Source organism: Perlucidibaca aquatica (assembly GCF_001676655.1).
GTDB lineage: Bacteria > Pseudomonadota > Gammaproteobacteria > Pseudomonadales > Moraxellaceae > Perlucidibaca > Perlucidibaca aquatica.
Genome location: NZ_LZDB01000002.1, coordinates 1,523,332 through 1,548,753, shown reverse-complemented (window position 1 = coordinate 1,548,753; position 25,422 = coordinate 1,523,332). Strand labels below are relative to the sequence as shown.

Sequence of the window (25,422 nt, the reverse complement as noted above, 5' to 3'; positions counted from 1 at the left end):
TTAGCTCACTGCAATCATTTGGACATTGCCATCTTCATCGACCTCTACGATATGCCCACGGGGTTCATCGAGAAAGTGTGCGGCAGCAAAGGCGACGGCTGACAGCCCGGCGATAACAAAGAAGAAGGTCATCGGCGAGACGAACGACAGCACGGTGAGCAAGAACACGCCACCGACGTTGCCGTAAGCACCCGCCATGCCGGCGATCTGGCCAGTCATGCGGCGCTGAATCAGCGGCACCACCGAGTACACGGCGCCACAGGCCGCCTGCACGAATACGGAGGTGCCTAGCGTCACGACGACCGCGAGTGCGATGCCCCAGCCCGCATTGACCTGCGACAGCAGCGCGTAACCGCCGGTTTGAATCGCCAGGCAAGTCATCAGTACGGTACGACGACCGATGCGGTCGGAGATCAGACCACCGGCCGGACGCGCCACCAAGTTCATGATGGTGAACGAGCCAGCCATGAGGCCGAGCATCGCGGGCGACAAGCCAAAGGTCTCGCCATAAAACATCGGCAGCATAGATACCACGGCGATTTCAGAGCCGAAGCAGGCCATGTAGGCGAGGTTGAGAATGGCGACCTGCTTGAATTTGTAGCGCTGCGTGCTGGGAATCACTTCGGTCATCAGGTGACGGTTGACCTGCCAGATCTTCCACGACTGCCAGACCATCAGGAAGGTGATGATACCGTAGCAGGCTTCGGTAAAGGTTTGACTAATGATGTCGAGCCCGGTCGGCGATAAGCGCCAGGCCAGTACATAAAGGATCAGATAAATCGGCAGGTTGACCAGCATGTAGAACACCAGATCACCCTTGCTGGTGACCTCCAGGCCGCCGGTCTTCTTCGGTTTGAAGTAGGTCGCGCCTTTCGGGGTGTCGCGCACATTATGGTAGAACACGCCGCTGTAGAGGATGGCCAGCACGCCGGTAAGGGCGATGGCATAACGCCAGCCGAACTCGCCACCAAACACGCTGACCGCAATGATGGGCATGGAGATTTTGGCGACCGCCGCACCAAAGTTGCCCCAGCCACCGTAAATGCCTTCAGCGATGCCGACTTCGCGAGCCGGGAACCATTCGCTGACGAGACGGATGCCGATGACGAAGCCGGCACCCGTGAAGCCGAGCAGGAAGCGCATAACCGCGAGCTGTTCAAAAGTCTGTGCCGCCGCGAAGCCTAAGCAGAGGAAGCCGCAGACCAGCAGTAACACGCTATAGCTACGACGCGGACCGTATTTATCCACGAGCATGCCAATCAGGATGCGCGCCGGAATGGTTAGCGCCACATTCAGAATCAGGAAGGCTTTCACCTGATTATCGGTGAGCATCATGGTTTCCTTGATCATCGGCATCAGCGACACATGCGCGAACCAGATCAGGAAGGTGATGAAGAAGGCCATCCAGGTGTAGTGCAGGGTGCGAATGCGCGGTTCCTGCCAGTTCAATAACGGCAAGGGAAAACGAAAGGCCATGAGGTAGGTGCTCCAAGATCGACCAGTATCGGTGTGAAGCGCTTTAGCAAGTGCCATGCCATAAATACGCAAAACAGCACCAGCGCAGTGCATGGCATGGCTCTTGCTTTGGGCACGGCATTACTTCGTTACTGGGAATAGGGCATATGACCCGAATGCAACTGGTGGTCATCGGCAACGGCATGGCCGGTATGCGTACGGTCGAGGAGCTTTTGCAGCTGGCACCCGACAAATACGACATCACAGTGATTGGCCGTGAGCCGCATGGCAACTACAACCGCATCATGTTGTCGCCGGTGCTGGCGGGTGAAAAAGCCTTTGAAGACATCGTTATTCATCCCCTGAGTTGGTACGCCGAGCGCGGCATCACGCTGCTGGCCGGCCACACCGTGACGGCGGTGGATCGTGTTCAACGCCGCGTCACAACGGATCAAGGCACTGACGTGAGCTATGACCGCCTGTTGCTGGCCACAGGCTCGCTGCCCTTTATGGTGCCGTTGCCCGGTCACGACCATCCGGATGTCATTAGTTTTCGCGATATCGCAGACGTTCGCCGCATGTTGGCACCCACTTCAGTGCCGGCTCGCGTCGCCGTGCTGGGTGGCGGATTGTTGGGTCTGGAAGCGGCCAATGGCCTGGTGAAGCAAGGCATGAAGGTCACGGTCGTGAATGATGCCGCCTATTTGCTGAATCGCCAGCTAGACGAGGAAGCCTCTAAATTATTGCGCTCAGCCCTTGAAGCCAATGGCATAGCGTTCAAAGTCTCGGCCATGAGCTCGCACATCAGCCATCAGGCAGAAACGGGCAAATTACAGGCCTTGCACTTCAAAGATGGCAGCGAGCTGCCCTGCGACTTATTAGTGATGGCCGTGGGTGTGCGCCCTAATGTGGCGCTGGCGCGGTCCATGGGCTTGCAGGTTGATAAAGCCATTCTGGTTAACGACACCCTACAGACCTTCGACCCCCGTGTTTATGCCGTGGGCGAGTGTGTGCAACATCGTGGTGCACTTTTTGGTCTTGTCGCACCTTTGTATGACCAAGCCAAAGTCTGCGCCAATCATCTCGCTGAAATGGGCATTAGTCGCTACATCCAAAAACCCACGGCCACCACCTTGAAAGTCAGTGGCGTGGCGTTATTTTCGGCCGGCGACTTTAACCATGAAGCGGCGGATAAGCTGATTTATCGCGACCCTGCGCGTGGCGTCTACAAAAAGCTGTGTGTGGCCGATGGTCGTTTAGTGGGCGCAGTGCTGTATGGCGATACGCAGGATGGCGCTTGGTATTTTGATTTGATTCGTGAGGGGCGCGACGTTCGCCACCTTAGGGATGACCTGTTATTTGGTGCTGGGAGCGAACATGTCGCAGCCGCTTGAACGCGTGGGCGGCACTGTGCTGCTCGACGCTAATCGCATTGCCTTGGCGGATGCCGAAGGCGCTACACATACCACCTGCGCATACTGTGGCGTGGGCTGTGGCGTGATTGCCACAGTTGAAGATGCGGCCACTCGGCAGGTTCGCATTGATGGGGACGGTGCGCATCCAGCCAATTTTGGTCGGCTGTGCTCGAAAGGTTCGGCGCTGGGCGAAACGCTCAGTTTGGAAGGGCGCCTGCTGTACCCGGAAGTGCGCGGTCAGCGCACCAGCTGGGACGAGGCCGCCAATACCATCGCCAGCGAGATCCGTCGCGTGCAGGCGCAGTACGGTCGTGATGCCGTCGCCTTCTATGTGTCGGGTCAGCTGCTGACCGAGGACTACTACGTCGCCAATAAGCTCATGAAGGGCTTTCTTGGCACCGCCAACATCGATACCAACTCACGTTTGTGTATGTCGTCGAGTGTGGCGGGGCATAAGCGTGCCTTTGGCTCCGACACTGTGCCGAATAGCTACGAAGACTTTGAGTTAGCGGATCTCATCGTGCTGACAGGCTCTAACACGGCCTGGTGTCATCCGGTGCTGTTCCAGCGCATTAAGGCCGAGAAGCTGCGTCGGCCCGAGCTGCGTATCGTCAATATTGACCCGCGCGCCACGGCGACCAACGACATTGCTGACCTGCATTTGCCTTTGAAGCCCGGCAGCGATGTGTGGCTGTTTAATGGCCTGCTGGCATATCTGGCGGCGCAAGGCGTGATCGATCACGACTATCTGGCGCAGCACACCACCGGCTTCGGCGTTGCGCTGGCTGAGGCCAAGGCGAGCGCCGGTAAGCTCTCGCAAGTGGCCGATGCCACCGGTCTCGACGAAGATGCCATCGCCCAGTTCTATCGCTGGTTTGCCAATACGCCGCGCAGTCTGACGCTGTATTCGCAGGGCGTGAACCAGTCCAGCGCGGGCACCGATAAGGTGAATAGCCTGCTCAACTGCCATCTCGCCACGGGCCGTATTGGTAAGCCTGGCAGTGGCCCATTTTCACTGACGGGCCAGCCCAATGCTATGGGCGGCCGCGAAGTGGGAGGGCTCGCCAACCAGCTCGCCGCGCATATGGAGCTAACCGACCCGGCGCATCTCGACCTCGTGCAGCGCTTCTGGCAGGCACCACAAATTGCCCGCAGCAACGGCCTGAAGGCGGTCGACCTGTTCGAGGCGGTTCACAGCGGCAACATCAAGCTGATCTGGATCATGGGTACTAACCCCGTGGTGTCCATGCCGGATGCTGATCGCGTAAAAGCGGCGCTGGCAGGTGCTGAGTGCGTCATTGTCTCCGACTGCATAGCCGACACCGACACCAATCGCCTGGCCCACATCAAGCTGCCCGCTCGTGGCTGGGGTGAGAAGGATGGCACCGTCACCAACTCCGAGCGCCGAATCTCCCGTCAGCGCGGCTTTTTGCCGGCGCCCGGTGAGGCCATGCCGGACTGGTGGATCGTCACCCGCGTGGCTCAGGCGCTGGGCTATGAGGCGGCCTTCCCGTATGAGAGCGCAGCGGAGGTATTTGCAGAACACGCGGCCTTGTCGGGCTTTGAGAATGCGCCCGATGCCATTCTGCGCGACTTTGACATCAGCGCCTTGGCGGGCTTGGATAACGAGCGCTACAACACGCTCCAGCCCGTGCAATGGCCTGTCCGCTTAGGCCGCCCGGATGGTCAAACGCGATTGTTTGCTGACGGCGGCTTCTTTACGCCGGACCGTAAGGCGCGCTTATTACCCGTGAAGCCCAAAGCGCCCCACAACCCGACCTGCGCGGAATATCCCTTTGTGCTTAACACCGGCCGTATTCGCGACCAGTGGCACACCATGACACGCACGGGCTTAACGCCGAGGTTGCTGGCGCACATCAGCGAGCCTTTTGTTGAGATGCACCCTCGCGATGCAGCGGCCCATGGTCTGCGTGACGGCGAGCTGGCACAGCTCCGTACTCGCTGGGGGCAGATGTTGGCGCGCGTGCAGTGCCATAGCGGTCAGCAGGAGCGCACCGTTTTCGTGCCGATGCACTGGACTGGTGCGCTTAGCACGCAGGGTCGAGTCGGGCCACTGGTCAATCCTGTTACGGACCCGTACTCCGGCCAGCCTGAAAACAAGCATACGCCCGTTGCTGTGATGCCTTGGCAGCCCGCCTGGCAGGGCTTTTGGCTGCATGTGGAAGACACTGAGCTACCGGAAACGGACTATGCCGTGTCTATTCGCGGCGAGCACGGCTGGCGGCATGAATTGGCCGGTAGCCAAGTCACTGATTTGCAAGTACTGGCGGATCGCTGGCTGCCATTAACGGGCGCTGAATGGTTGGAATATTCAGACTTGGCACGCGGATTGTATCGGCGTGCGGAGATTCGGGACGGTCGCTTGCATGCGGTGCTGGTTTTGGCCACGCAAACCGATGCCGTACCCGAGCGGTCCTGGCTTAGCGGCCAATTGGGCCAACCCGTTGATGATTTGATGCGTCGGGGCCTGCTCTCAGGCCGGCCCTCGGACCCCGCGAGCGATGTGGGACGCACCGTGTGTGCTTGCTTCAGTGTCGGTGAGAAAACGATTCGTCGTGCCATCGCCGCTGAGGGTCTGGAAAGTGTTGCTGCCATTGGCCGTTGTTTAAAGGCCGGTACAAATTGCGGTTCTTGTCAGTCGGAATTGAAAAATATTCTGGCCACGTGTGGAGTAGGATCATGAGTCACAAACAGCGCGTCGTTGTTATCGGTAATGGCATGGTTGGCCATAAGTTTCTGGAACAACTGGTGGAAGATAGTGCCGGCTTTGCTGAGCTTGAAGTCACGGTACTGGCTGAAGAGCCACGAGCAGCGTATGACCGCGTTTATTTGTCGGCCTACTTCAGTGGTAAGACCGCAGAGGACCTGAGTCTGGTTAAAGGCAACTTCTTTGCCGACAGCGGCGTCTTTCTTCACCTGAACACAAAAGCTGTCGCCATTGATCGTGAACTCAAGCAAGTCACGGTGGCCAGTGGCGAAGTCGTGGCCTACGACAAACTGGTACTGGCTACGGGCTCCTTCCCCTTCGTGCCGCCTCTGCCCGGCAAAGATCGCGAGCATTGCCTGGTCTACCGCACCATTGAAGACTTAGAAGCCATCCAAGCCGGCGCAGCCGTATCGAAAGTTGGCGTGGTGGTGGGCGGTGGCTTACTCGGTCTGGAAGCGGCCAAAGCACTGCGCGATCTCGGCTTAGAAACGCATGTGGTGGAGTTCGCCCCGCGACTGATGGCGGTTCAGGTTGATGACGGCGGTGGCCGCGTGCTGCGTCGCAAGATTGAAGCCCTCGGTGTGCACGTGCATACCGGCAAAAATACCCAAGAAATTGTCGATGGCAAAAGCGCCCGTCATGCCATGAATTTTGCGGATGGCAGCTCGCTGGAAACGGACTTGATTCTGTTCTCCGCCGGCATTCGCCCCCGCGATGAGCTGGCGCGTCAGTGCGGGCTGGTTATGGGTGAGCGCGGCGCCATCGTGATTAATGATCAGTGCCAAACCTCCGATCCCGATATCTATGCGATTGGTGAGTGCGCGCTCTGGAGTGGCCGTATCTACGGTTTAGTCGCGCCGGGCTATCAGATGGCCCAAGTTGCTGCCGATCACATCATGGGCAAAACAGAAAGCGCCTTCCGTGGCGCAGACATGTCCACCAAGCTCAAGCTCATGGGCATTGATGTGGCCTCCATTGGCGACGCCCATGCCGCGACGCCTGGCTCGCTGGCCTACACCTATGTGGATGAAGCCGCTGAGATCTACAAAAAGCTCGTGGTGTCTGCCGACAAAACGAAGCTGCTGGGGGCGATTCTGATTGGCGAGGCCGAGGCCTATGGCACCTTGCTGCAGCTCATGCTCAATGAAATGACGCTGCCCGCTAACCCGGAAAGTTTCATTCTGCCCGAAAGCGCAGGCGGCGCACCGGCGCTGGGTGCCGACGCCTTGCCAGACACGGCTCAGATTTGCTCTTGCAACAGCGTGAGCAAGGGCATGATTTGCAGCACGATTGCAGCGGGAACCTGCGATCTGGGCGAGCTAAAAGCCCTGACCAAAGCGGGCACCTCATGTGGGGGTTGCACCGCCTTGGTCGGCCAAATTCTGAAAAGCGAGCTGGCTAAGCAAGGCATTGAGGTTAAGAAAGACCTCTGCGAACACTTCGCTTACTCGCGTCAGGAGCTTTTTCACCTGATTAAAGTCGAAAAAATCACGACCTTTGACGAGCTGCTGGAAAAGCATGGCACGGGTGAGGGCTGTGATATCTGCAAGCCCACCACGGCGTCCATTCTGGCCTCGACGTGGAATGAATACATCCTCAAGCCTAGCCACGCTGGTTTGCAGGACACCAATGATTACTTCCTCGGCAACTTGCAGAAAGATGGTACGTACTCGGTCGTGCCGCGTATGCCAGCAGGTGAAGTCACGCCGGATGGCCTCATTGCGGTGGGTTCGGTGGCGAAGAAATATGGTCTGTATACCAAGATCACCGGCGGCCAGCGTGTGGACCTGTTTGGCGCGCGTGTTGAGCAGTTGCCGCTGATTTGGGAAGAGTTAATTGCTGCCGGCTTTGAAACCGGCCATGCCTACGGCAAGTCGCTGCGTACGGTGAAGTCTTGCGTGGGCTCCACCTGGTGCCGCTACGGGGTAGGCGACTCAGTTGGCTTAGCCGTGCGCTTAGAGAACCGCTACAAGGGTCTGCGCTCCCCGCACAAGATTAAGTTTGGTGTGTCCGGCTGTACCCGTGAGTGTGCTGAGGCACAGAGCAAAGACATCGGTGTGATTGCCACTGAACGCGGTTGGAACCTGTATGTCTGTGGAAACGGCGGCATGCGTCCACGTCACGCCGAGCTGTTTGCCAGTGATCTCGATGAGGCCACGCTGGTGCAGTACATTGACCGCGTGCTGATGTTCTATGTCCGTACCGCTGATCGCCTGCAGCGCACCAGTGTTTGGCGCGAAAACTTGGAGGGTGGTCTCGACTACCTGAAGCAAGTCGTGATTGAGAACTCCCTCGGCTTGGCTGATGAGCTGGAGAAGGACATGCAGGCTGTGGCCGACACCTACCAGTGTGAGTGGAAAACCACCGTTGAAACACCTGAACTGCGTGCCCGCTTCAACAGCTTTATCAATGCTGCCGACGTGCCCGATGACAACATCGTTTTTGTTGAAGAGCGTGGTCAAATTCGCCCCGCCACGCCCGCCGAAAAAGCGGTTGATCGAATTGCGACGGTGTCGTTATGAGTGCCGCTAAGGAAATGAATATGGAACACGCTGTTGCGGTATGTACGAGTGACAAGGTTCAGGCTGGTGTTGGTGTCGCGGCGTTGGTAAATGGCAAGCAAGTGGCCATTTTCCGCCTACGTGATGGCTCGCTGCATGGCGTCAGCAACTTCGATCCCTTCTCGCAAGCCAATGTCTTGTCTCGGGGTATTACCGGCAGTCTGCAGGGGCGTGCGGTTGTTGCATCGCCGGTCTACAAGCAGCACTTTGACCTGCTCACCGGAGCCTGCTTAGAGGATGAGTCAGTGACGATTGCGACATTCGCCGTGATTGAGCGCGACGGTGAAGTTTTGGTCATAGTCGACTAAGCCAAGGACTGATAGGCTCAGCTCCCTAATGTTCCTGAGTAGGGTCTGAGCCATGTCACCAGTTCGTGTTGAGCATAAAGGGTCTTGGGTAGAAGTCGTTCTGGCGCGTCCAGAAAAGCACAACGCGATTGGTATCGATACGCTATCTGAATTGATTCGCGTAGGGCAGGAGCTCCGCAAGGATCGCGACATTCGAGCGGTGATTATTCGCGCCGAGGGCGCTAGCTTTTGCAGTGGTCTAGACATTCCGGGCTTCATGAAAAAGCCGACGAAAATGCTCAGTAACTTCCTTCGCCCACTCTGGCGCAATACCAATAACTTTCAAGAAGTGGCCTGGGTTTGGCGTCGTATTCCAGTGCCCGTGATTGCCGTCATGCACGGTCGTTGCTATGGCGCTGGCGTGCAAATCGCGCTGGCAGCCGACTTCCGTTTCGCCACGCCAGACTGTGAAATGTCCATCATGGAAGCCAAGTGGGGCCTCATTCCCGATATGTCCGGTACGGTTAGCTTTCGTGAAGTGATGCCCTTGGATGTAGCCAAGAAACTGTCGATGACGGCGGAGGTTTTTTCTGCTGAGCAGGGCAAAGCCTATGGTTTAGTAACGGAAACACATGCAGACCCATTAGCGGCGGCACATGCCTTAGTCACGGAAATTACTACGCGCTCGCCGGACTCCGTGGCAGCAACCAAATTTCTGTTCCAGCGTGCGTGGCCGGCATCGGTGAATAAAGCGTTTTGCTTGGAGCGTTGGTATCAGTTGCGTTTATTGCTAGGTCGCAATCAAAAGCAGGCGGTCAAGGCCGCACAAACCAAGCAGCCATCGACCTACGGTTCGCGTAAGGTTAACTGCTAAAGCGCGTTGTTACTGAAGCTTTAGTGCATCAATACGAAGGGGCTCTTCGGCGAAATCCATGCGCGATGCTCGGATGCTGCGCACTAACAGTTGCACATCGAGACTAGTCGCTAACGGCCCAACAATGACCCGGTGAGCCTCTATAGGCGCCGGGCTTACCGACAAACTCACGGGGATGCCCATCGGTAAGCGCTTCATCAGCTTCGCTTGTAGCAATTGGGCTGCGTGCGTGTCGTCATAGTTTCCCAGCATTAATTGATACGCAGGGGCGGTATTCAAGGCGACGCCCGCACGTCGGCTACCCTCTCGCTCCTCACCTGTTACCGGCTCTAAGGAAACACGGCCTTTGCCTTTAATGCCCAGTAATTGAGCGGCTGCATACGATAAATCAATGATGCGATTGCCATGATAAGGGCCGCGATCATTAATTTTCACGATGGTGCTTCTGCCATTGCCGACATGCGTGACTCGCACGTAGCTGGGTAGCGGCAGGGTGCGATGGGCAGCGGTCAAGGCATGCATATTGAATCGCTCACCACTTGCCGTTAATCGGCCATGAAAGCCGGGGCCATACCACGACGCTTCGCCAACGTGGGGGCGGCCAACGACTAAACGCTTGATGCGATACATTTCTCCCTGCGTGCCGAGCGCGCGCCACATTCTGCGAATCTCATCGCGCTCAACTAGCGCGTCTAGATCGTCGTGGGCTTCCGCTTGTACGTCGGGCAGGATTCCCCAGCTTTCAACAGGGGCGTCCACAATGGCTTGCGCTGCTGCTTCTGCTGCGCCCCATTGTTGCCAATTCAACGCGGCATTTGGGCCGTCGGTGGCGGCGGGTGTGGTGCCGATAAGCTCAGCTATTTGCGCAGGAGTCAGGTCATCTGCCATCACCGCAGCGCTGCACAGTGTGGGGATAGCACACGCTAGCAGCGCGTTAATAAAACGGAATTGCATGCAACCTCCTGCGAAACTCAGGGCAGGAGACTAACTCCTGACGTTGCACTGGCGGCAACCTGGTCTCGTTCTTGTTTTGCGGCATCGAGTGCCTGCGAAAGCTGCAGTGCGGCCATCGCGTATAGGATGCTTCTGTTATACCGCGTAATCACATAGAAGTTATTAAAACCAATCCAGAATTCGCCGCCGTTCGTCCCTTGTAAGCGAATACCTGACGCCGGGGTATTGCCGGGCAAATTGGCCAGATCGCGTGGCAATAAACCTTGATTAGCTAGTTGCGCCAGTGTGCTCACGGCCTTCAATTCCGTGCTGGTGGCGGTATCGTAATTTTGGCTGGTTAGGCGAGCGCGAGCTGCCACGGGCTCGCCCGGGCGCCAGCCGTTGCCTTTAAAGTAATTCGCGATGGAGCCAATGGCATCGACCGGGTTGTTAATCAGGTCGATGCGGCTGTCGCCATCAAAATCTACGGCCAAATTGCGCCAGCTCGACGGCATGAACTGTGGGAAGCCCATGGCCCCGGCATATGAGCCTTGAATGGACAGCGGATCCATGCCGTTTTGTTTGGTCAGAATCAGAAACTCTTTGAGTTCCTTGCGGAAAAAAGGTGCACGCGGCGGGTAGTCAAACCCTAAGGTGGCCAGAGACTCAATGACCGGGTAGCTACCTTTGTTGTAACCGTACTTCGTTTCAATGCCCAGAATGGCCAAGATCATGCTGGCGGGCACGCCAGTTGCGCTTTCAGCCCGTGCCAGCTCCTTGTGATAAGTGTCCCAGAAAACCAAGCCATCGCTGAGGCGTGATTCGGTCATGAAAATGGGGCGGTAGTCGCGCCACTCCTTACTCTTTTCTGCCGGACGTGCAATCGACTCCAAGACCTTAGGCTGTCGATTCACTTGCTCAAAAAGTTTGGATAGTTCGCCCGGGGCATAAATCTTGTCCGCTTCGAGTTGCTCAATCAGGGCACTGAGCTCTTCATACTGTGAGAAGTCACCGGCTTGTGATGTGCTGGTCAAAAATCCAAATGCGGCGAGTGCGCCGTGCCACCAAGTTGCCATTCGTGTTCCCTCTTAACCCATGAGTTTGCGATGTGCATGAATGGACATCAGCACGCCGAAGCCAGACATCAACGTAATAATGGCGGTGCCACCGTAGCTGACAAACGGAAGCGGTACACCCACTACAGGTAAAATGCCGCCGACCATGCCGACGTTGACAAAGACATAGACAGAAAATGACAGCGTGATGGCACCAGCCAGCAGGCGACCATACGACGTTTGCGCCTGTGTTGCGATCTGAAAGGCCCGCATCAGGATGCCGGTATAAATCATCATTAATAAGATGACACCAATAAAGCCGAACTCTTCGCTGTAAGCCGCAATAATGAAGTCGGTGTGGCCTTCGGGAAGGAAGTGCAGGTGAGATTGACTGCCATCTAACCAACCTTTGCCGAAGGTGCCACCAGAGCCAATGGCGGTTTTCGATTGAATGATGTTCCAGCCGTTTCCGAGCGGGTCAGATTCAGGGTCGAATAAGGTGAGTACGCGACGGCGTTGATAGTCGTGCAGAAAACCCCAGCCAATGGGCGCCAAAATGGCAAAGCTACCGGCTAATGTCGCCATAAAACGCCAGGGTAAGCCGCCCAAAAAGAGCACGAAGAAGCCGCTGGCAAAGACCAAAATCGAGGTGCCCAAGTCTGGCTGCTCAGCAATCAATGCAACGGGCAGCATAATCAATACTAAGGAGATGCCAACATCCTTCATATTCAGGGGTTGAGGGCGTGATGAAATGAACCAGGCAGCCATCATAGGCATTGCCAGCTTCAAAAACTCTGAAGGTTGCACGCTGGTGACGCCAGGAATAGTCAACCACCGTTGGGCGCCTAAACGAATGTCGCCAAACAGCGCGACAGCAATCAGCAATAAGATGCCAAAGCCATAAAACCAAGGCGAAATATAGGCATAGGTACTGGGCGGGATGCGTGCAAACGTGAGCATGACGACGGTGCCAATCAGCATGCTTGAGGCCTGCTTAAGGGTCATGTCGAGATCGGCGCCGCTGGCGCTGTAAAGGGCTGTTAAACCCAGTAAGGCTAATAGGGCGAGTAAAGAGCCGAGTACAGGGTCAATGTATAGCTTGGACCAGACATCGCTACCTTTGCTGAATTCAGCACCGGTGCTGGGCGCTGATCGAAGAAAGCGATTTTGTTGTTCAGTCATTATTCTGTTACCACGTCGGCGTATTCACTGATGGGCGGTGGCGCGACAATCCCCATGACTTCGTAATCAAACAGGGCTTTGGCGATGGGGCCAGCGGTTGTGCTGCCATGCTTGCCATTCTCTACGATAACCGCAACTGCGATGGTGGGATTGACCACGGGTGCAAAGCCCATGAACCACGCATGATCGAGGTGACGTTCGTCAAGTTTGGACTCATCGTATTTTTCGTTTTGCTTAATGCCTTTGACCTGCGCTGTACCGGTCTTGCCGGCCATTTCGTAGCCGGTTATTTTGCGTGCCAGATGGGTCGCGGTACCACTGCCATGAACCACACGGCGCATGGCTTCGTGCATCTTGTCCCAATCCTCGGGCATGCCGTTGAAGACGACTCGCGTATTGGGTTGAGGCTCAATAACGACTGGATTGGGCCCTGAGCTGCTCATGACCATTTGTGGGCGCAAGTGATGACCCTTGTTGGCGATGATGGCCGTGGACAAAGCCACTTGCAGGGGGCTGGCAGTAAAGTAGCCTTGGCCAATACCGACCGACATCATTTCGCCGCGATACCACGGCGCTTTCAGGCGTTTGCGTTTCCAAGCCACGGAGGGCAGCGTGCCGGATTTTTCATTGACCAGATCGATTCCGGTTTTGTGTCCAAAGCCGAACTGCGACATCCAGTCGTGAAAGCGGTCCACGCCCATACGGTCAGAGAGCTGATAAAAATAGATATCGCAGGAAATTTCCACGGCGCGTGTTAGATCGACTATGCCATGACCGCCTTTTTTCCAGTCGCGGAATCGATGCGAGTCTCCCGGCAGGCTGAAGAAGCCGGGGTCGGAAATGCGATATTCCCAATTCACCAGGCCATAGTGCAGCCCGCCCAGGCCTTCATGGGGCTTGATGGTGGAGCCTGGCGGGTAAGTCCCTTGCAGCGCACGATTGTAGAGCGGCCGGTCGGCATGATCTCGGAGGCCGCGATAGAGTGCGCCGGGAATGCCGCCCACAAAGAGGTTGGGGTCAAAGCCTGGATTGCTGACAAACGCTAGTACACCGCCATTGCGCGGATCAATCGCGACAATAGCCCCGCGCCGCCCGGCTAATTGTTCGTGGGCGATTTGCTGCAACTTTACGTCCAAGGCGAGTCGTAAGTCCGTGCCACGTACTGGCGGTGTGCGCTTGAGGACGCGAATCTGTTTGCCATAGGCATTGGTTTCAACGTGCTGATAGCCCACACGACCATGCAGCGCCGACTCGTAATACTTCTCGATGCCGATTTTGCCGATTAAATTGGTGCCTTCATAAACCGCTGGGTCCAGTGTCTTTTCTTCTTGCTCAGAGATGCGGGACACATAGCCGATAACATGCGCAAAGAGCTCGCCGTAGGGGTAGTAGCGCGAAATCTCAATCTCGGTGGAGACGCCGGGGAAGTCGTAGCGTGCCTCTGAAAAGCGGGCTAAATCCTCTTCGCTCAGGCGGGAGCGAATGGGTACTGAGTCAAACCGGCGGGATACGCGTAAGCGTTTCTTAAAGCGCACCACTTCTTCGTCGCTGAGTTGCAGAACGGGCTTGAGGCGAGCAATTAAGGTGTCGAGATCGCCGGCCGTTTGGCGATTCACGACCAGCGCAAAAACGGGGCGGTTATCGGCCAGCAGCACGCCATTACGGTCGTAAATAAAGCCACGAGGCGGTGAGATGGCCTCGAGGTGGATGCGATTATTTTCGGACAGCGTGAGATAGGTTTCGTGTTGAACTAACTGCAACCAGCCATAGCGGACCAAGAGCAGTGAAAACAAGCTCAGCACGATCATGCCAGCCAAAGAGGCGCGGGAGCGATACAGCGAGGACTCTTTCTGCTGATCGTTTAGCGTGATGCGTTCGGGCTTTTCAGGTGTGGTCATAGCGCCAGTTGGCCCAGTGGCCAGTGCAAATTACTAACGGTGGTAAGGGTGACCTTTTAACAGTGTCCAGGCCCGATACAGCTGCTCTGCCAGCAATACACGCACTAAGGGGTGCGGCAAGGTCAGGCGCGACAGTGACCACTGCTGATCGGCACGGGCACTGGCGGCTGGTGACAGGCCTTCTGGCCCGCCAATCAGCAGGCTGATATTACGACCTTCCTGCAGCCAAATGCCGAGCATTTTAGATAATTCTTCCGTGCTCAGCGCTTTGCCGCCGACCTCTAGCGCGATGACGCGATCCGTGCTGCCGATGGCCGCCAGCTGAGATTCACCTTCTTTCTCGGTGAGCCGGATAATGTCCGCGTTTTTGCCGCGCTTACCGGCCGGAATTTCCACGACTTCGAGGCGCACATCGTCGGTGAGGCGCTTGGCGTAATCGTCAAAACCGGTATTGATCCAGTCGGGCATTTTCGTGCCGACGGCGATCAGTCGAATCTTCATTATTCCGCGGAAAAGTCCGGTGCCGAGCGAGCGCCTTGGGAGCCCCATAAGCGTTCTAGATCATAGAGCGCGCGCGTCGCGGGCAGCATGACGTGAACAATCACGCCGGCGAGGTCGATCAGCACCCATTCGCCTTCTTTCTCGCCTTCCATGCCGACGGGCATAAAGCCAGCTGCTTTTGCCTTCACTTGCACTTCATCGGCCAGTGCTTTGACATGGCGCGTGGACGTGCCGCTGGCAATGATCATGATGTCAGTCATGCTGGTCAGCGGGCGCACGTCGAGTGTCACCACGTTTTGTGCTTTGAGGTCGGCCAGCGCGTTGAACGCGGCTTCGTAGAGGTGTTGCGTATCTTTGTCGAGAGCATTCATGAGGATGCCGGGTTCTCCGGTTCACGGTACAGGCCGTGTTGATCAATATAGTCCCGCACGCCGGGCATCAGCCAGTCTTCGGTCTGCCGTTGGTCAGCCAAGGATGCGCGCAGGTCGGTGCTGGAAATGGGTCGCAGCGGAGTATCAAGCAGCACGAGGCTGCCGAAGGGTCGCGATTGTAGCAGCTTAGGGTCGCTAAGTTGTCGATTTTCCAACCAAATTTTCAAGGGCTCAGGGAGTGGCGCATCGCAGTCGGGTCGACGGGCAATGAGCAGATGGGCGTAATCCGTGAGTTTTTGCCAATCCTTCCAGCGCGGTAGCTGCAGCAGGCTATCGCGTCCCATCAGGAAAGCCAGCGGCAACGTCGGGCCGACGTGGGCGCGCCAGCGTTGCAGCGTGTGAATGGTGTAGGACGGTGGGGCTGACTGCAGTTCGCTGTCATCGAGCTGCCAGTGAGGCTCGGCAGTCTCGACGAGCATCTGTTGCAGCATGTCGCGGCGCTGCTCGCCAGAGGCCACGCTGCCCGCCTTTAGCGGCGATAGCGCGGCGGGTATCCAGACCACGGACGAGGCGTTTACCGCGGCGGCTGCCGCTCGGGCGGTATCGACATGGCCGCGATGGACCGGGTCGAAGGAGCCGCCGTAGAGCAGGATCATGCGCGCCCAGCGAGCAGAGCAGCGGTATCAGCCACGAATCTGGCCATCGCCAAAGACGATCCACTTCTGCGAGGTCAGGCCTTCCAGGCCGACCGGGCCACGCGCATGAATTTTGTCGGTGGAAATGCCAATTTCGGCGCCGAGGCCGTACTCGAAGCCATCGGCAAAACGCGTGGAGGCATTGACCATGACCGAGCTGGAGTCGACTTCGGCGAGGAACTGGCGCGCCCGCGTGTAGTTTTCGGTGACGATGGCATCCGTGTGGTGCGAACCGTACTGGTTGATGTGCGCGATGGCGGCATCGACGCCATCGACGATCTTGATCGCCAGTACGGGCGCCAGGTATTCGGTGTACCAGTCGTCTTCGCTGGCCGCGATGCCATCGCCAATGATCGCCAGGGTTTGTGCGCAGCCGCGCAGTTCTACGCCCTTGGCACGATAGGCGGCGGCGAGGCCAGGCAGCATCGCAGCGGCCACGGGGGCATCCACCAGCAGCGTTTCCATGGCGTTGCAGACGCCGTAGCGGTGCGTCTTGGCGTTGATGGCGATGCGCTCGGCCTTGACCGGATCAGCGTCGCGATCGAGGAAGACATGGCAATTGCCGTCGAGGTGCTTGATCACCGGCACACGGGCTTCACGCGAGACGCGCTCGATCAAGCCTTTGCCGCCACGGGGAACAATGACATCGACAAACTCGGGCAGGGTAATGAGCTGGCCAACAGCGGCGCGATCGGCAGTCTCTACGACCTGCACCACGGCGCGTGGCATGCCCACGGCCTCGAGTCCACGCTGAATGCAGGCAGCGATGGCGTTATTGCTTTGCAGCGCTTCGCTGCCGCCGCGCAGGATGGTGGCATTGCCCGACTTCAGGCACAGCGACGCGGCCTCCAGCGTCACATTCGGCCTCGACTCGTAAATGATGCCGATGACGCCGAGCGGCACACGCATTTTGCCAAGCTGGATGCCGGAAGGGCGGTAGGTGAAGTCGGTCATCTCGCCGATGGGGTCAGCCAGGGCGATGACCTGGCGCAGGCCTTCGAGCATGCCGTCGAAGCGGGCATCGTCGAGCGCCAGGCGGTCGAGCAGCGCGGCATCGAGGCCGCTGGCTTCCCCGGCGGCCATGTCGCGGGCATTGGCGGCGAGCACGCTGGCGCGGTCGCGTAGCAGCTCATCGTGAATGGCCTGTAAGGCAGCGTTCTTGGCACCGGTATTGGCGCGAGCGATGACGCGTGAGGCCTGGCGGGCGGCAGCGCCAAGGCTGCGCATGTAGGCAACGATATCCATGCCATGAGTTCCGAAATTAGTTAAGGTCAGATTATAGCGAGCCTGCCCGCGCTGTCGCGTGCATTTACAGAACATTACTTTACAGTGTATGCAGTGCATGACAGTTTTAACGCAAGAACAACACGATAAACCCATAAGAGCGAACGCTATCGCCTAGCAGCCATGAACTCAGCCCCCTTAATCAGTCTCCCCAAGCGATTACCTAGCCTCCGTTATTGGGCGGTATTGGCATGGCTGGTGCTCGGGATTTCAGGCTGTGCCTTACAGAGCGGTGGGGGTGGCAAGAACTTACGTTCGGAGCACGTGCAAACGTGGGTAGGGGAAGTGTCTTGTCCGGGTTGCAGTGAGCGCTGGCTCGCGGTCACGCTATTCCCGGATGGGCTTTTTCGCCTGCGCGAGTCATACGTGGCAAGCAAGGGCGGTGCCGAGGAGCGCTTCTACGATGTTGGGCGCTGGTCAGCAACGCTGGGCGATGCGCGTCGGCTGCTCTTAAAAGGCGCTAGCCAGCGGCAGTTTCGGCTTCTGCCGCAAGGTGACTTAGTCATGCTTGATGAGCAAGGCAATGACATCGTCTCGATTCGTGAATACGTGCTGAAACGACAGCCCAAGCCCGATTTGATCAGTGACGAAATGCGCTTGCTGGCCCTGTATTCCGAGCCGGCTAATTCGGGGGCTCAGGCGATGATCACCGAATGCCTTAGCGCGCAAGTATTGCCCTTAGCGGATTCACCAGCGGCCGCTAAAATGCTTCAACACATTCAAACGGTTCCTGCTGATCGCCGCGCCCGAGGGCCCGTGCTGGCCGCGCTCACCGCACAATGGCAAGAACCCACAGCGAAGTCGTCGTCGGTAAAGCGCGCGTTGAATATCACCGCGTTCGAACGTTTTTGGCCGAATGAAACCTGTGCTCAGGGGCCGATTGCGCCGGCACAACCGCTACAAGAAACCGTGTGGCTACTGAGCAGCGTTAAGGGAGTTTCTGCCCAAGAAGCCGTGCTGGGTCAGGCTGCGCATATTCGCCTGCGCAAAGGGGGGCGCTTAACGGGCACCACCGGCTGCAATCGTTTGCAGGGCACTTGGCAGCTTAGTGATAACAAGCTCAGTTTGAGCCGAATGAGCAGCACACGAGCGTATTGTCGTGATGCCATGGCGCAGCAGGAGCGTGCCCTGATGGAGGTGCTGCGCGAGTCCAAACAGTATCGCCAGGTCGGTCATCAATTAGAGTTGTTGCAGGGCGATCAGGTTTTGGCTCGGTTTGTTGCCACGGAGATGATGTGATGTCGGCCCTAGAGGTGTGGGAATTACTGAGCTATGTGGTGACCGTGGTGGGTTTGCCCTTGGCGATAGCCGTGTTCTTGTATGAGCAGCGCAAGGAGCGGGAAAACGAAGAGGAAGAGGTTTTCCAATTACTGTCCGACAACTACCAAGACTTCCTGAAAATCGCACTGGAAAATCCCGATCTCAAATTATTCTCCCTGCAACAGGCAGAAGGCTTGGATGAGGAGCAGCTTGAGCGTAAGCGCATCATCTTCACCATGTTGGTGTCGCTGTTTGAACGTGCCTACTTACTCTTATACGAAGATGACATGGCGGCGAAACAGCAGCGGCGATGGTCATCGTGGGAAGACTATTTGCAGGAATGGTGCATACGCCCAGACTTTCGGCAGGCGCTGCCCGATTTGCTCCGTGGCGAAGACCCGGAGTTTGTGGAGTATTTGAAGCGCTTATTAACGCGTAACCTGAGCGAAGAGCCGCTCAGTAAAATACCGCCACCGTTTGCTGGCTAAGCGCCACGACCTCACCGGCTGGCGACCACAGCGTTGAGCGGATATGGGCATAGCCCTCACTGCAACTGATGGTGTCGGCCTGATAAGCCCACCAGCCCTGCGCATTGATAGTCTCTTTAATAGGGCGATAACCGACAGCCCAAGTCATGGTGCTGAGGTTGGCGGGTCCGCTGCAGCGAGCCACTACCGCAGGCGGCCACGCATCCACCAAGGCCAGTACCCAAGCGGGGTTCAGATCAATGGCCTCGCCCTCTCGAAAACGAATCCAGCCTTTCATGTTGCCGCTTTCATGTCCGCTAAAGGGTAGGCCGCCTTCGCTCCAACGCATATCAAAATGCTGGGTGAATTCTGGCATAAGGCCGGCTATGTAAGGCAGCGCAGGGCAGTCTTCAGGCGCTTTCATGCTGGGCCGTTGAGGGGCTGGCTCTGATAGTTGCGAGCTGCGGTCTGCACCATACGTCGCTTGTAATGTCGCAACCACAGCACCGTTTTGCAGCAATCGAGCGTCGGCTTGCAGCGCCGATTTACCGGTGCGTAATAGTTGGCTTTCGATCTGGGCCTCACCGACTGTTGCAGGGCCAATAAAGGCAATTTGGGCGGCTCTGAGTGGGCGGCCTTCACTTTGCTCGGCATCTAAGTGGCTTTGCAGAAACGCGGCGACTAAGCCGCCATAAGCTGCGCGACCTTGTCCCCAGTTCGGTGGAATCATCAGGGTTTGTTGGGCGCCGGCTTTTTGCTGCAAGGGCTGTAAAAGTGAGGCGAACGACATAGCGCAGCTCCGAAGATCAGACAAAAAGAGGGCGGCCCGCCATGGCCATGGTTAAGCGCAGCAGGGCGTCCCAGGCGCGTTCGGGCGACTGCCCTTTGATGGCTTTGTCCACATCGATAACGCCGCTGGTTAGGCGTTGCAGTCGAATCAGCGAAAGGCGGCGTAACGCTTGCTGTGCCGGACCTTGGCGCTTGGCCCAAAAGCCCAGTTGATTAAGCGCCTGTGAAGACAGTGCCTGCTGCCCACTTTGGCTCATTTGTTCTGCCGCTAAGGTGAGCGCACGCAGGTCTTTTTGTAAGGCCCACAGCACAACAGACTCGGCTTGACCTTCACTTTCTAAGCCGAGCAGAAGTCGTGCCGCTCGGCTGGCATCGCCCATCAAGACGGCATCGGCTAAATCAAAAACCGAGTAGCGCGTGCTGTCACTCACGAGGCTGGCTACTGTGTCGAAACTGATGTCATTGCCATCGCTAAGTAGGCGGAGTTTTTCTAAGGCCTGCGCTGCGGCGAGCAAGTTGCCTTCGGTGCGGTCAGCGAGTAATTGCAGGGCCTCGGTCGGTAGCCGCAGGCCCAAACTTTGTGCGCGTTGGCTCAGCCAGCCGGGCAGGGCGCTGGCATCGACGGGGTAGACGGTGATTTGAACGCCATGGTTATCCAGTGCCGTAAACCATTTCGACTTCTGCGCTGCCGCATCAAGCTTGGGCAGTGTGATGAGCAATAGCGTGTCTTCTGGCGGGCGCTGAGCAAAGTCGATTAAGACGTCGGCAGCGGCGGCGTCGGGCTTGCCGCTAAAGCGCAGCTCCACCAGTTTGCGTTCGGCAAAAAGCGATAGCGCTTGGCTGTCGGCGATCAGGGCATCCCAAGAAAAGCCTCGCTCAATCGCGTGGACTTGGCGCTCGCTATAGCCGTTTTTAGTGGCGGCCTGACGAATTAAGTCCGTGCTTTCTTGCAGCAGGAGCGGTTCATCGCCACAGAGCACATAAACAGACTGCAGGCCGTCTAGGAGATGTCGCTGCAACTGCTCCGGGCGCAACTTCATGGTTGTGTGGGCTGGGCCTGTGGTGTTGGCAGTGCCGTCGCATCGGGTGAAAGTTCGCTGGCTTGGGTGCGCGACAACTGGGTCAGCAATTGGGCAATGGCCTGCTGGCGCATGTCTTCCTGCAGCGTTGTTTCTTCATCGAACTTACCCACAATACGGGTGTTATCGAATTGGTAGGTACGGCGCAAGCGGATGGAGCGCTCGGGCTGTGCCGGTACACCACTGGCGTATTTAAGCTGGTAGGTGAGCTCATAAAACAGCGTGTATTCCGCCGCTTTCGCGAGGCGGTCTACTGTGCTGGTTTGGCGTGTGATGGTTTCGCGGGTGATGCGCAGCTGCATCGGCGCATCGGCTGAAATGACGCCACCCATGCGTTGGATGCCCGCACTCACGCGACCCTCTAGGGTCGGCACGGTGCTGGCCACAGCGATGGGCTGTAGCAACGGCGGCAGCGTGAACTGGCCGCGCAGGTGGAAACCGCAGGCGCTCAGGGCGAGGGTCAGCAGGCTAAGCCAGACTAGGCGCATACGGTGTACTCCACGGTTGACCAGTATTTTCAAACGACGATATTGACCAATTTCTGCTTAACCACAATCACTTTTTTCACCGGTGCGCCGGCAATGGTGCGCTGAGCATCGGCGTTGGCCAGCGCAGCGGCTTCGATACTGGCGTTATCGGCATCGGGAGCAACCTCGATCTGGCCGCGCAACTTGCCGTTAACCTGGATCATCAGCGTCAGGCTGTCGCGAGTCAGTGCACTGGCATCGACCTCGGGCCAGCGTGCATTGAGCAGACCATCGCTATTGCCAAAAGCTTGCAGCAGGGCGTGACTGATGTGCGGCACGATGGGCGCGAGCAAGATCACGGCGCTGTGCAGCGCTTCACGCTCAACTGCCAAGGCCTGACCTTGCTGAGCATCGAGTTTCTGCACGGCATTGAGCAGCTCCATCACAGCGGCAATCGCGGTGTTGAAGGTTAGGCGGCGGCCGTAGTCATCGCCCACTTTGGTGATGGTTTCGTGCAGCTTGCGGCGCAGTGCCTTCTCGTCGGCAGTGAGCGCGGCCGTGTCCAGCGCCGGCACAGCGCCCTTGGCGAGATGGCCGTGTACCAGTTTCCAGAGACGACGCAGGAAGCGATTCGCGCCTTCCACGCCGGCATCGGACCATTCCAGAGACTGCTCCGGAGGGGCCGCAAACATCATGAACAGGCGCGAGGTGTCGGCACCGAACTGGTCAATCAGCGACTGTGGGTCAACGCCATTGTTCTTCGACTTCGACATCTTCTCCATGCCGCCGTGGATGACCGCTTGGCCGTCGGCAGCGAGCAGAGCGCCGGTGATACGGCCCTTGTCATCGCGGGTTAGCGTGACGTCGGCCGGGTTGATCCAGTCCTTGCCGCCGTTGTCTTGCTCGCGATAGAAGGTGTCGGCCACGACCATGCCCTGCGTCAGCAAATTCTTGAACGGCTCGTCACCCTGTACCAGGCCTTCATCGCGCATGAGCTTGTGGAAGAAGCGCGCGTAGAGCAGGTGGAGGATGGCGTGCTCGATGCCGCCGATGTACTGATCCACTGGCAGCCACTGCTGCGCGGCTTTGGCATCGACCATGCCGGTGTCGCACTGCGGCGAGGCATAGCGGGCGTAGTACCAGGACGACTCCACGAAGGTATCCATGGTGTCGGTTTCACGCTTGGCAGCGCCGCCACAGGTCGGGCAGGTGGTCTCGTAAAATTCGGGCATGCGCGCCAGCGGCGAGCCGGCACCGTCAGGCACGACATGCTCGGGCAGCACGACCGGCAGCTGGTCATCCGGCACCGGTACATCACCGCACGAAGGGCAGTGAATAATGGGGATAGGGCAGCCCCAGTAGCGCTGGCGGGAGATGCCCCAGTCGCGCAGACGGAACTGGGTCTTGCGGGCGCCGTGGCCGCAGGCCTCCAGTGCGGCGACGATGCTGTCGAAGGCTGCAGAGAAGTCGAGGCCGTCGTACTGGCCACTGTTGACGGTGACTAGGCCGGTCTTGTCGCCGTACCAGCCCTGCCAGTCTGTGCTGCTGAAGCTGTTGTCGCCGTTAGCGGGTTTGTAGACCTGCTCAATCGGCAGCGCGTACTTGTTGGCAAACGCGAAATCGCGTTCGTCATGCGCCGGCACGGCCATCACCGCGCCCTCGCCATAGCCCCAGAGCACATAGTTGGCCACATACACCGGCAGCTTGCGGCCATTGAGCGGGTGGATGACGAACTGGCCGGTGGCCATGCCCTTCTTTTCCATCGTCGCCATGTCGGCTTCGGCGACCGAGCCGGCCTTGCATTCGGCGATGAAGGCGGTCAGTTCGGTATTGCCGGCGGCCGCACGCACAGCCAGCGGATGCTCGCCAGCCACTGCCACATACGTCGCGCCCATGAGCGTGTCCGGACGTGTTGTGTAGACCTTGAGCTGGCCATCGATGCCGACGCTGGCGACATCGTAATCAAACTGGATGTCGGCACCGAAGCTCTTGCCAATCCAGTTGCGCTGCATGGTCTTGACCTGTTCCGGCCAGCCGTCGAGCTGGTCTAGGTCATTGAGCAATTGATCGGCATATTGCGTGATGCCGAAGTAGTACATCGGGATCTCGCGCTTCTCTACCAGCGCGCCGGAACGCCAGCCGCGCCCGTCGATGACCTGCTCGTTGGCAAGCACGGTCTGATCCACCGGATCCCAGTTCACATTGCCGGACTTCTTGTAGATCACGCCCTTGCGGAACAGGCGGGTGAACAGCCATTGCTCCCAGCGGTAGTAGTCCGGCTTGCAGGTGGTGACTTCGCGTGACCAGTCGATGGCCAGCCCCAGCGACTTGAGCTGGGTCTTCATGTAATCGATGTTGGCGTAAGTCCACGCGGCGGGCGCAACCTGATTCTTCATCGCGGCATTTTCGGCGGGCAGGCCGAACGCGTCCCAGCCCATGGGCTGCAGTACATTGAAACCGTTCAGATGCTTGTAGCGCGCCAGCACATCGCCGATGGTGTAGTTGCGCACATGGCCCATGTGCAGCTTGCCGCTGGGATAGGGGAACATGGACAGGCAGTAGTAGCGTGGCTTGCTGCTGTTGTCATCGGCGCGAAAGGCGTCGGCACGGTTCCACTCGGTCTGGGCGGCGGCTTCCACCGCATTCGGTTGATACTGTTCTTGCATGGTGCTCAAGTCTTTTGTGTTGCCAGGGGCCGTGGGCAGACAATCTGTGGGGCGGCTGGCGATAGGGGGCCAAGTATAGAGAAGTTGTGAGTACCATGGTTAGCGGTCAAGCGATGGAGATTATATCGACCATCTTTGCTGTGCTTGGCCCGTCATGAGTTGATGGGAAACGCTTGCCTAGCATGCAATACGCGGATCACATCAATCGTTTCAACGCCGATGCGATAAACAATCAGGTAATTGGGATGCACGATGCACTCACGCGTTCCGGGGACGCGTCCAGCGCGAAACAGGAACGGGCCTGAGGGCAGACCCTCGACAGCTTGAACAATTTCTTGGTGAAGATCAGTCGCAGCTAGGGGATTGCGTTGCTCGATGTAATCAATGATTTCCACCAAGTCAGTGGATGCTTCGTCAGTCCAGCGAATTCTTTGCACGGGCGATCCTTCGCTCGGTGAGTTGTGCATCAAGGCGATCCATCGCTTGATCGTGGGTTAGCAGAGGCTTGGTGCTGTTCAGTCCCGCGTCCACTTGTGCTCTAAACCAGCGGTCATAGCTCGCCGCTTGCTCGTCGGTTTCAAACTCGGAAACCATGGGGGATAACTTTGCATTCATGGTGGGTTACCTTTACTGGTGCTCAGATATTAGCCGATTCGTGATGGAAGCGAAAAGCGCTATAGAATCGCCGCCATGATCCTGACCCAACTCATCCATCTCGTGCTGTTACCGCCGGGCCTTCAGTGTCTGCTCGCTCTGCTGGCGCTTTTTCTGGCCTGGCGCGGCCATCGCTACAGCGCCACGGGGCTGGCTGTGCTTGCTATCGCTTCCATGTATTTGCTGGCTACGCCGATGGGCAGTGCTTGGATAGCGCGCCCCCTGGAGGCTCGCGTGCAGCCGCTCACGGATCTGACGCAGCTAAAGGCGGCTGGCTATGGCGCGATTGTTGTGTTGGGCGGCGGCCGTTCGCCCCGGGCGCCCGAGTTTGCGGGGCAGGATGTGTCCAGCCCGGCGGTATTGGTGCGATTACGCTATGCCGCGCGGGCGCAGCGCCAATCGGGCTTGCCGATTCTGGTCACAGGCGGCATGCCGCTGAACACGCAGCGGCCGGAGGCTGAATTAATGGCGGAGAGCCTGCGCGAGGACTTTGGCGTGCCGGTGCGCTGGCTGGAGTCGGCATCGAGAACGACCGCCGAGAATGCCGAGCTGAGCGCGGCGATTTTGTTGCCGTTGGGTATCCGCCAGATTGTGCTGGTCAGTCATGCCAGCCATTTGCCACGGGCGGTGACAGTCTTCGAGCGCGCTGGCTTCACGGTGCTGGCAGCACCCACTCAATTCACTACAGAAGCGCAAGGTTACAGCGTCGTTGAGCGCTGGACGCCGCAGCATGAGTCTTTGGCTCATAGCCGTCGCGCCCTACACGAGTGGCTGGGTTTGGCGCGAGACTCGCTGCGCTAG

At 58.0% G+C, this 25,422-nt stretch carries 23 protein-coding genes; 8 read left to right on the top strand and 15 right to left on the bottom strand.

Features of this window, described 5'->3' with window-relative positions:
• A complete protein-coding gene (locus A8710_RS10965) occupies nt 1-1,476 on the bottom strand; it encodes an MFS transporter (RefSeq protein WP_068860807.1) in 1,476 nt (491 codons plus the stop codon).
• Nucleotides 1,477-1,622: 146 nt separating this feature from the next.
• Here A8710_RS10965 and A8710_RS10960 point away from each other — a divergent pair, with 146 nt between their 5' ends.
• The 5 genes from A8710_RS10960 to A8710_RS10940 are packed head-to-tail and all read left to right on the top strand — an operon-like array spanning nt 1,623 to nt 9,320.
• Nucleotides 1,623-2,849 (top strand): NAD(P)/FAD-dependent oxidoreductase, encoded by a 1,227-nt coding sequence (locus tag A8710_RS10960; RefSeq protein WP_068860488.1) that lies wholly within the window; start codon nt 1,623-1,625, stop codon nt 2,847-2,849.
• Nucleotides 2,833-5,574 (top strand): nitrate reductase, encoded by a 2,742-nt coding sequence (locus A8710_RS10955; protein WP_082968814.1) that lies wholly within the window; start codon nt 2,833-2,835, stop codon nt 5,572-5,574. The genes A8710_RS10960 and A8710_RS10955 overlap by 17 nt, the downstream gene beginning before the upstream one ends.
• Nucleotides 5,571-8,120, top strand: coding sequence for a nitrite reductase large subunit NirB (gene nirB, locus A8710_RS10950; RefSeq protein WP_068860487.1), 2,550 nt, complete (start codon nt 5,571-5,573; stop codon nt 8,118-8,120). Before A8710_RS10955 ends, nirB begins: the two co-directional genes overlap by 4 nt.
• A 20-nt stretch (nt 8,121-8,140) precedes the next feature.
• On the top strand, nt 8,141-8,467 hold the full coding sequence (nirD, locus tag A8710_RS10945; protein WP_082968813.1) for a nitrite reductase small subunit NirD: 327 nt from the start codon (nt 8,141-8,143) through the stop codon (nt 8,465-8,467).
• Nucleotides 8,468-8,519: 52 nt separating this feature from the next.
• Nucleotides 8,520-9,320: a crotonase/enoyl-CoA hydratase family protein gene (locus A8710_RS10940; protein WP_068860485.1), complete on the top strand. Its 801-nt coding sequence runs from the start codon at nt 8,520-8,522 to the stop codon at nt 9,318-9,320.
• Between the two features lie 9 nt (nt 9,321-9,329).
• Here the strand turns inward: A8710_RS10940 and A8710_RS12540 are convergent, their stop codons facing one another.
• From A8710_RS12540 to A8710_RS10900, 8 genes are read right to left on the bottom strand one after another with little or no spacing between them, the layout of a single operon-like run.
• Nucleotides 9,330-10,274 carry a septal ring lytic transglycosylase RlpA family protein gene (locus A8710_RS12540; RefSeq protein ID WP_068860484.1) on the bottom strand — a complete coding sequence of 315 codons (945 nt, stop codon included), beginning with the start codon at nt 10,272-10,274 and terminating at the stop codon, nt 9,330-9,332.
• A gap of 17 nt (nt 10,275-10,291) precedes the next feature.
• Entirely contained in the window at nt 10,292-11,329 is a 1,038-nt protein-coding gene (gene mltB / locus A8710_RS10930; RefSeq protein ID WP_068860483.1) for a lytic murein transglycosylase B, read from the bottom strand.
• Nucleotides 11,330-11,341: 12 nt separating this feature from the next.
• Nucleotides 11,342-12,490: a rod shape-determining protein RodA gene (gene rodA / locus A8710_RS10925; RefSeq protein WP_068860481.1), complete on the bottom strand. Its 1,149-nt coding sequence runs from the start codon at nt 12,488-12,490 to the stop codon at nt 11,342-11,344.
• Entirely contained in the window at nt 12,490-14,388 is a 1,899-nt protein-coding gene (mrdA, locus tag A8710_RS10920) for a penicillin-binding protein 2 (RefSeq protein ID WP_068860479.1), read from the bottom strand. Before mrdA ends, rodA begins: the two co-directional genes overlap by 1 nt.
• A gap of 33 nt (nt 14,389-14,421) precedes the next feature.
• Nucleotides 14,422-14,889: a 23S rRNA (pseudouridine(1915)-N(3))-methyltransferase RlmH gene (gene rlmH, locus A8710_RS10915; RefSeq protein ID WP_068860477.1), complete on the bottom strand. Its 468-nt coding sequence runs from the start codon at nt 14,887-14,889 to the stop codon at nt 14,422-14,424.
• The gene (gene rsfS, locus A8710_RS10910; RefSeq protein ID WP_068860475.1) at nt 14,889-15,260 is read right to left on the bottom strand and encodes a ribosome silencing factor; all 372 of its coding nucleotides are present in this window, start codon (nt 15,258-15,260) and stop codon (nt 14,889-14,891) included. The genes rlmH and rsfS overlap by 1 nt, the downstream gene beginning before the upstream one ends.
• Nucleotides 15,257-15,916: a nicotinate-nucleotide adenylyltransferase gene (gene nadD, locus A8710_RS10905; protein WP_068860473.1), complete on the bottom strand. Its 660-nt coding sequence runs from the start codon at nt 15,914-15,916 to the stop codon at nt 15,257-15,259. Before nadD ends, rsfS begins: the two co-directional genes overlap by 4 nt.
• 27 nt (nt 15,917-15,943) lie before the next feature.
• A complete protein-coding gene (locus A8710_RS10900) occupies nt 15,944-17,200 on the bottom strand; it encodes a glutamate-5-semialdehyde dehydrogenase (protein WP_068860472.1) in 1,257 nt (418 codons plus the stop codon).
• Nucleotides 17,201-17,362: 162 nt separating this feature from the next.
• Here A8710_RS10900 and A8710_RS10895 point away from each other — a divergent pair, with 162 nt between their 5' ends.
• A complete protein-coding gene (locus A8710_RS10895) occupies nt 17,363-18,478 on the top strand; it encodes an META domain-containing protein (protein WP_068860470.1) in 1,116 nt (371 codons plus the stop codon).
• Nucleotides 18,478-18,987 carry a hypothetical protein gene (locus A8710_RS10890; protein ID WP_068860468.1) on the top strand — a complete coding sequence of 170 codons (510 nt, stop codon included), beginning with the start codon at nt 18,478-18,480 and terminating at the stop codon, nt 18,985-18,987. Before A8710_RS10895 ends, A8710_RS10890 begins: the two co-directional genes overlap by 1 nt.
• Here the strand turns inward: A8710_RS10890 and A8710_RS10885 are convergent.
• The 6 genes from A8710_RS10885 to relB form a co-directional block, all read right to left on the bottom strand.
• The gene (locus tag A8710_RS10885; RefSeq protein WP_068860466.1) at nt 18,956-19,756 is read right to left on the bottom strand and encodes an acyl-CoA thioesterase; all 801 of its coding nucleotides are present in this window, start codon (nt 19,754-19,756) and stop codon (nt 18,956-18,958) included. The genes A8710_RS10890 and A8710_RS10885 overlap by 32 nt on opposite strands.
• Before the next feature lie 16 nt (nt 19,757-19,772).
• The gene (gene holA, locus A8710_RS10880; RefSeq protein WP_068860464.1) at nt 19,773-20,795 is read right to left on the bottom strand and encodes a DNA polymerase III subunit delta; all 1,023 of its coding nucleotides are present in this window, start codon (nt 20,793-20,795) and stop codon (nt 19,773-19,775) included.
• Complete coding sequence (locus tag A8710_RS10875) at nt 20,792-21,322, bottom strand: LPS-assembly lipoprotein LptE (RefSeq protein WP_068860462.1); 531 nt, start codon at nt 21,320-21,322, stop codon at nt 20,792-20,794. Before A8710_RS10875 ends, holA begins: the two co-directional genes overlap by 4 nt.
• A gap of 29 nt (nt 21,323-21,351) precedes the next feature.
• Nucleotides 21,352-23,967: a leucine--tRNA ligase gene (gene leuS, locus A8710_RS10870; protein WP_068860461.1), complete on the bottom strand. Its 2,616-nt coding sequence runs from the start codon at nt 23,965-23,967 to the stop codon at nt 21,352-21,354.
• Between the two features lie 152 nt (nt 23,968-24,119).
• Nucleotides 24,120-24,404: a type II toxin-antitoxin system RelE/ParE family toxin gene (locus tag A8710_RS10865; protein ID WP_094078690.1), complete on the bottom strand. Its 285-nt coding sequence runs from the start codon at nt 24,402-24,404 to the stop codon at nt 24,120-24,122.
• Nucleotides 24,382-24,582: a type II toxin-antitoxin system RelB family antitoxin gene (relB, locus tag A8710_RS10860; protein ID WP_068860454.1), complete on the bottom strand. Its 201-nt coding sequence runs from the start codon at nt 24,580-24,582 to the stop codon at nt 24,382-24,384. The genes A8710_RS10865 and relB overlap by 23 nt, the downstream gene beginning before the upstream one ends.
• A 75-nt stretch (nt 24,583-24,657) precedes the next feature.
• On the opposite strand from relB, the gene A8710_RS10855 reads away from it, so the two are divergent.
• Entirely contained in the window at nt 24,658-25,422 is a 765-nt protein-coding gene (locus A8710_RS10855) for a YdcF family protein (RefSeq protein ID WP_068860453.1), read from the top strand.

Excerpts from the sequence above, each read along its gene's own strand:
- A8710_RS10965 (WP_068860807.1), bottom strand. The coding sequence starts at position 1,476 with ATGGCCTTTCGTTTTCCCTTGCCGTTATTGAACTGGCAGGAACCGCGC.
- A8710_RS10960 (WP_068860488.1), top strand. The coding sequence starts at position 1,623 with ATGACCCGAATGCAACTGGTGGTCATCGGCAACGGCATGGCCGGTATG.
- A8710_RS10955 (WP_082968814.1), top strand. The coding sequence starts at position 2,833 with ATGTCGCAGCCGCTTGAACGCGTGGGCGGCACTGTGCTGCTCGACGCT.
- nirB (WP_068860487.1), top strand. The coding sequence starts at position 5,571 with ATGAGTCACAAACAGCGCGTCGTTGTTATCGGTAATGGCATGGTTGGC.
- nirD (WP_082968813.1), top strand. The coding sequence starts at position 8,141 with ATGGAACACGCTGTTGCGGTATGTACGAGTGACAAGGTTCAGGCTGGT.
- A8710_RS10940 (WP_068860485.1), top strand. The coding sequence starts at position 8,520 with ATGTCACCAGTTCGTGTTGAGCATAAAGGGTCTTGGGTAGAAGTCGTT.
- A8710_RS12540 (WP_068860484.1), bottom strand. The coding sequence starts at position 10,274 with ATGCAATTCCGTTTTATTAACGCGCTGCTAGCGTGTGCTATCCCCACA.
- mltB (WP_068860483.1), bottom strand. The coding sequence starts at position 11,329 with ATGGCAACTTGGTGGCACGGCGCACTCGCCGCATTTGGATTTTTGACC.
- rodA (WP_068860481.1), bottom strand. The coding sequence starts at position 12,490 with ATGACTGAACAACAAAATCGCTTTCTTCGATCAGCGCCCAGCACCGGT.
- mrdA (WP_068860479.1), bottom strand. The coding sequence starts at position 14,388 with ATGACCACACCTGAAAAGCCCGAACGCATCACGCTAAACGATCAGCAG.
- rlmH (WP_068860477.1), bottom strand. The coding sequence starts at position 14,889 with ATGAAGATTCGACTGATCGCCGTCGGCACGAAAATGCCCGACTGGATC.
- rsfS (WP_068860475.1), bottom strand. The coding sequence starts at position 15,260 with ATGAATGCTCTCGACAAAGATACGCAACACCTCTACGAAGCCGCGTTC.
- nadD (WP_068860473.1), bottom strand. The coding sequence starts at position 15,916 with ATGATCCTGCTCTACGGCGGCTCCTTCGACCCGGTCCATCGCGGCCAT.
- A8710_RS10900 (WP_068860472.1), bottom strand. The coding sequence starts at position 17,200 with ATGGATATCGTTGCCTACATGCGCAGCCTTGGCGCTGCCGCCCGCCAG.
- A8710_RS10895 (WP_068860470.1), top strand. The coding sequence starts at position 17,363 with ATGAACTCAGCCCCCTTAATCAGTCTCCCCAAGCGATTACCTAGCCTC.
- A8710_RS10890 (WP_068860468.1), top strand. The coding sequence starts at position 18,478 with ATGTCGGCCCTAGAGGTGTGGGAATTACTGAGCTATGTGGTGACCGTG.
- A8710_RS10885 (WP_068860466.1), bottom strand. The coding sequence starts at position 19,756 with ATGTCGTTCGCCTCACTTTTACAGCCCTTGCAGCAAAAAGCCGGCGCC.
- holA (WP_068860464.1), bottom strand. The coding sequence starts at position 20,795 with ATGAAGTTGCGCCCGGAGCAGTTGCAGCGACATCTCCTAGACGGCCTG.
- A8710_RS10875 (WP_068860462.1), bottom strand. The coding sequence starts at position 21,322 with ATGCGCCTAGTCTGGCTTAGCCTGCTGACCCTCGCCCTGAGCGCCTGC.
- leuS (WP_068860461.1), bottom strand. The coding sequence starts at position 23,967 with ATGCAAGAACAGTATCAACCGAATGCGGTGGAAGCCGCCGCCCAGACC.
- relB (WP_068860454.1), bottom strand. The coding sequence starts at position 24,582 with ATGAATGCAAAGTTATCCCCCATGGTTTCCGAGTTTGAAACCGACGAG.
- A8710_RS10855 (WP_068860453.1), top strand. The coding sequence starts at position 24,658 with ATGATCCTGACCCAACTCATCCATCTCGTGCTGTTACCGCCGGGCCTT.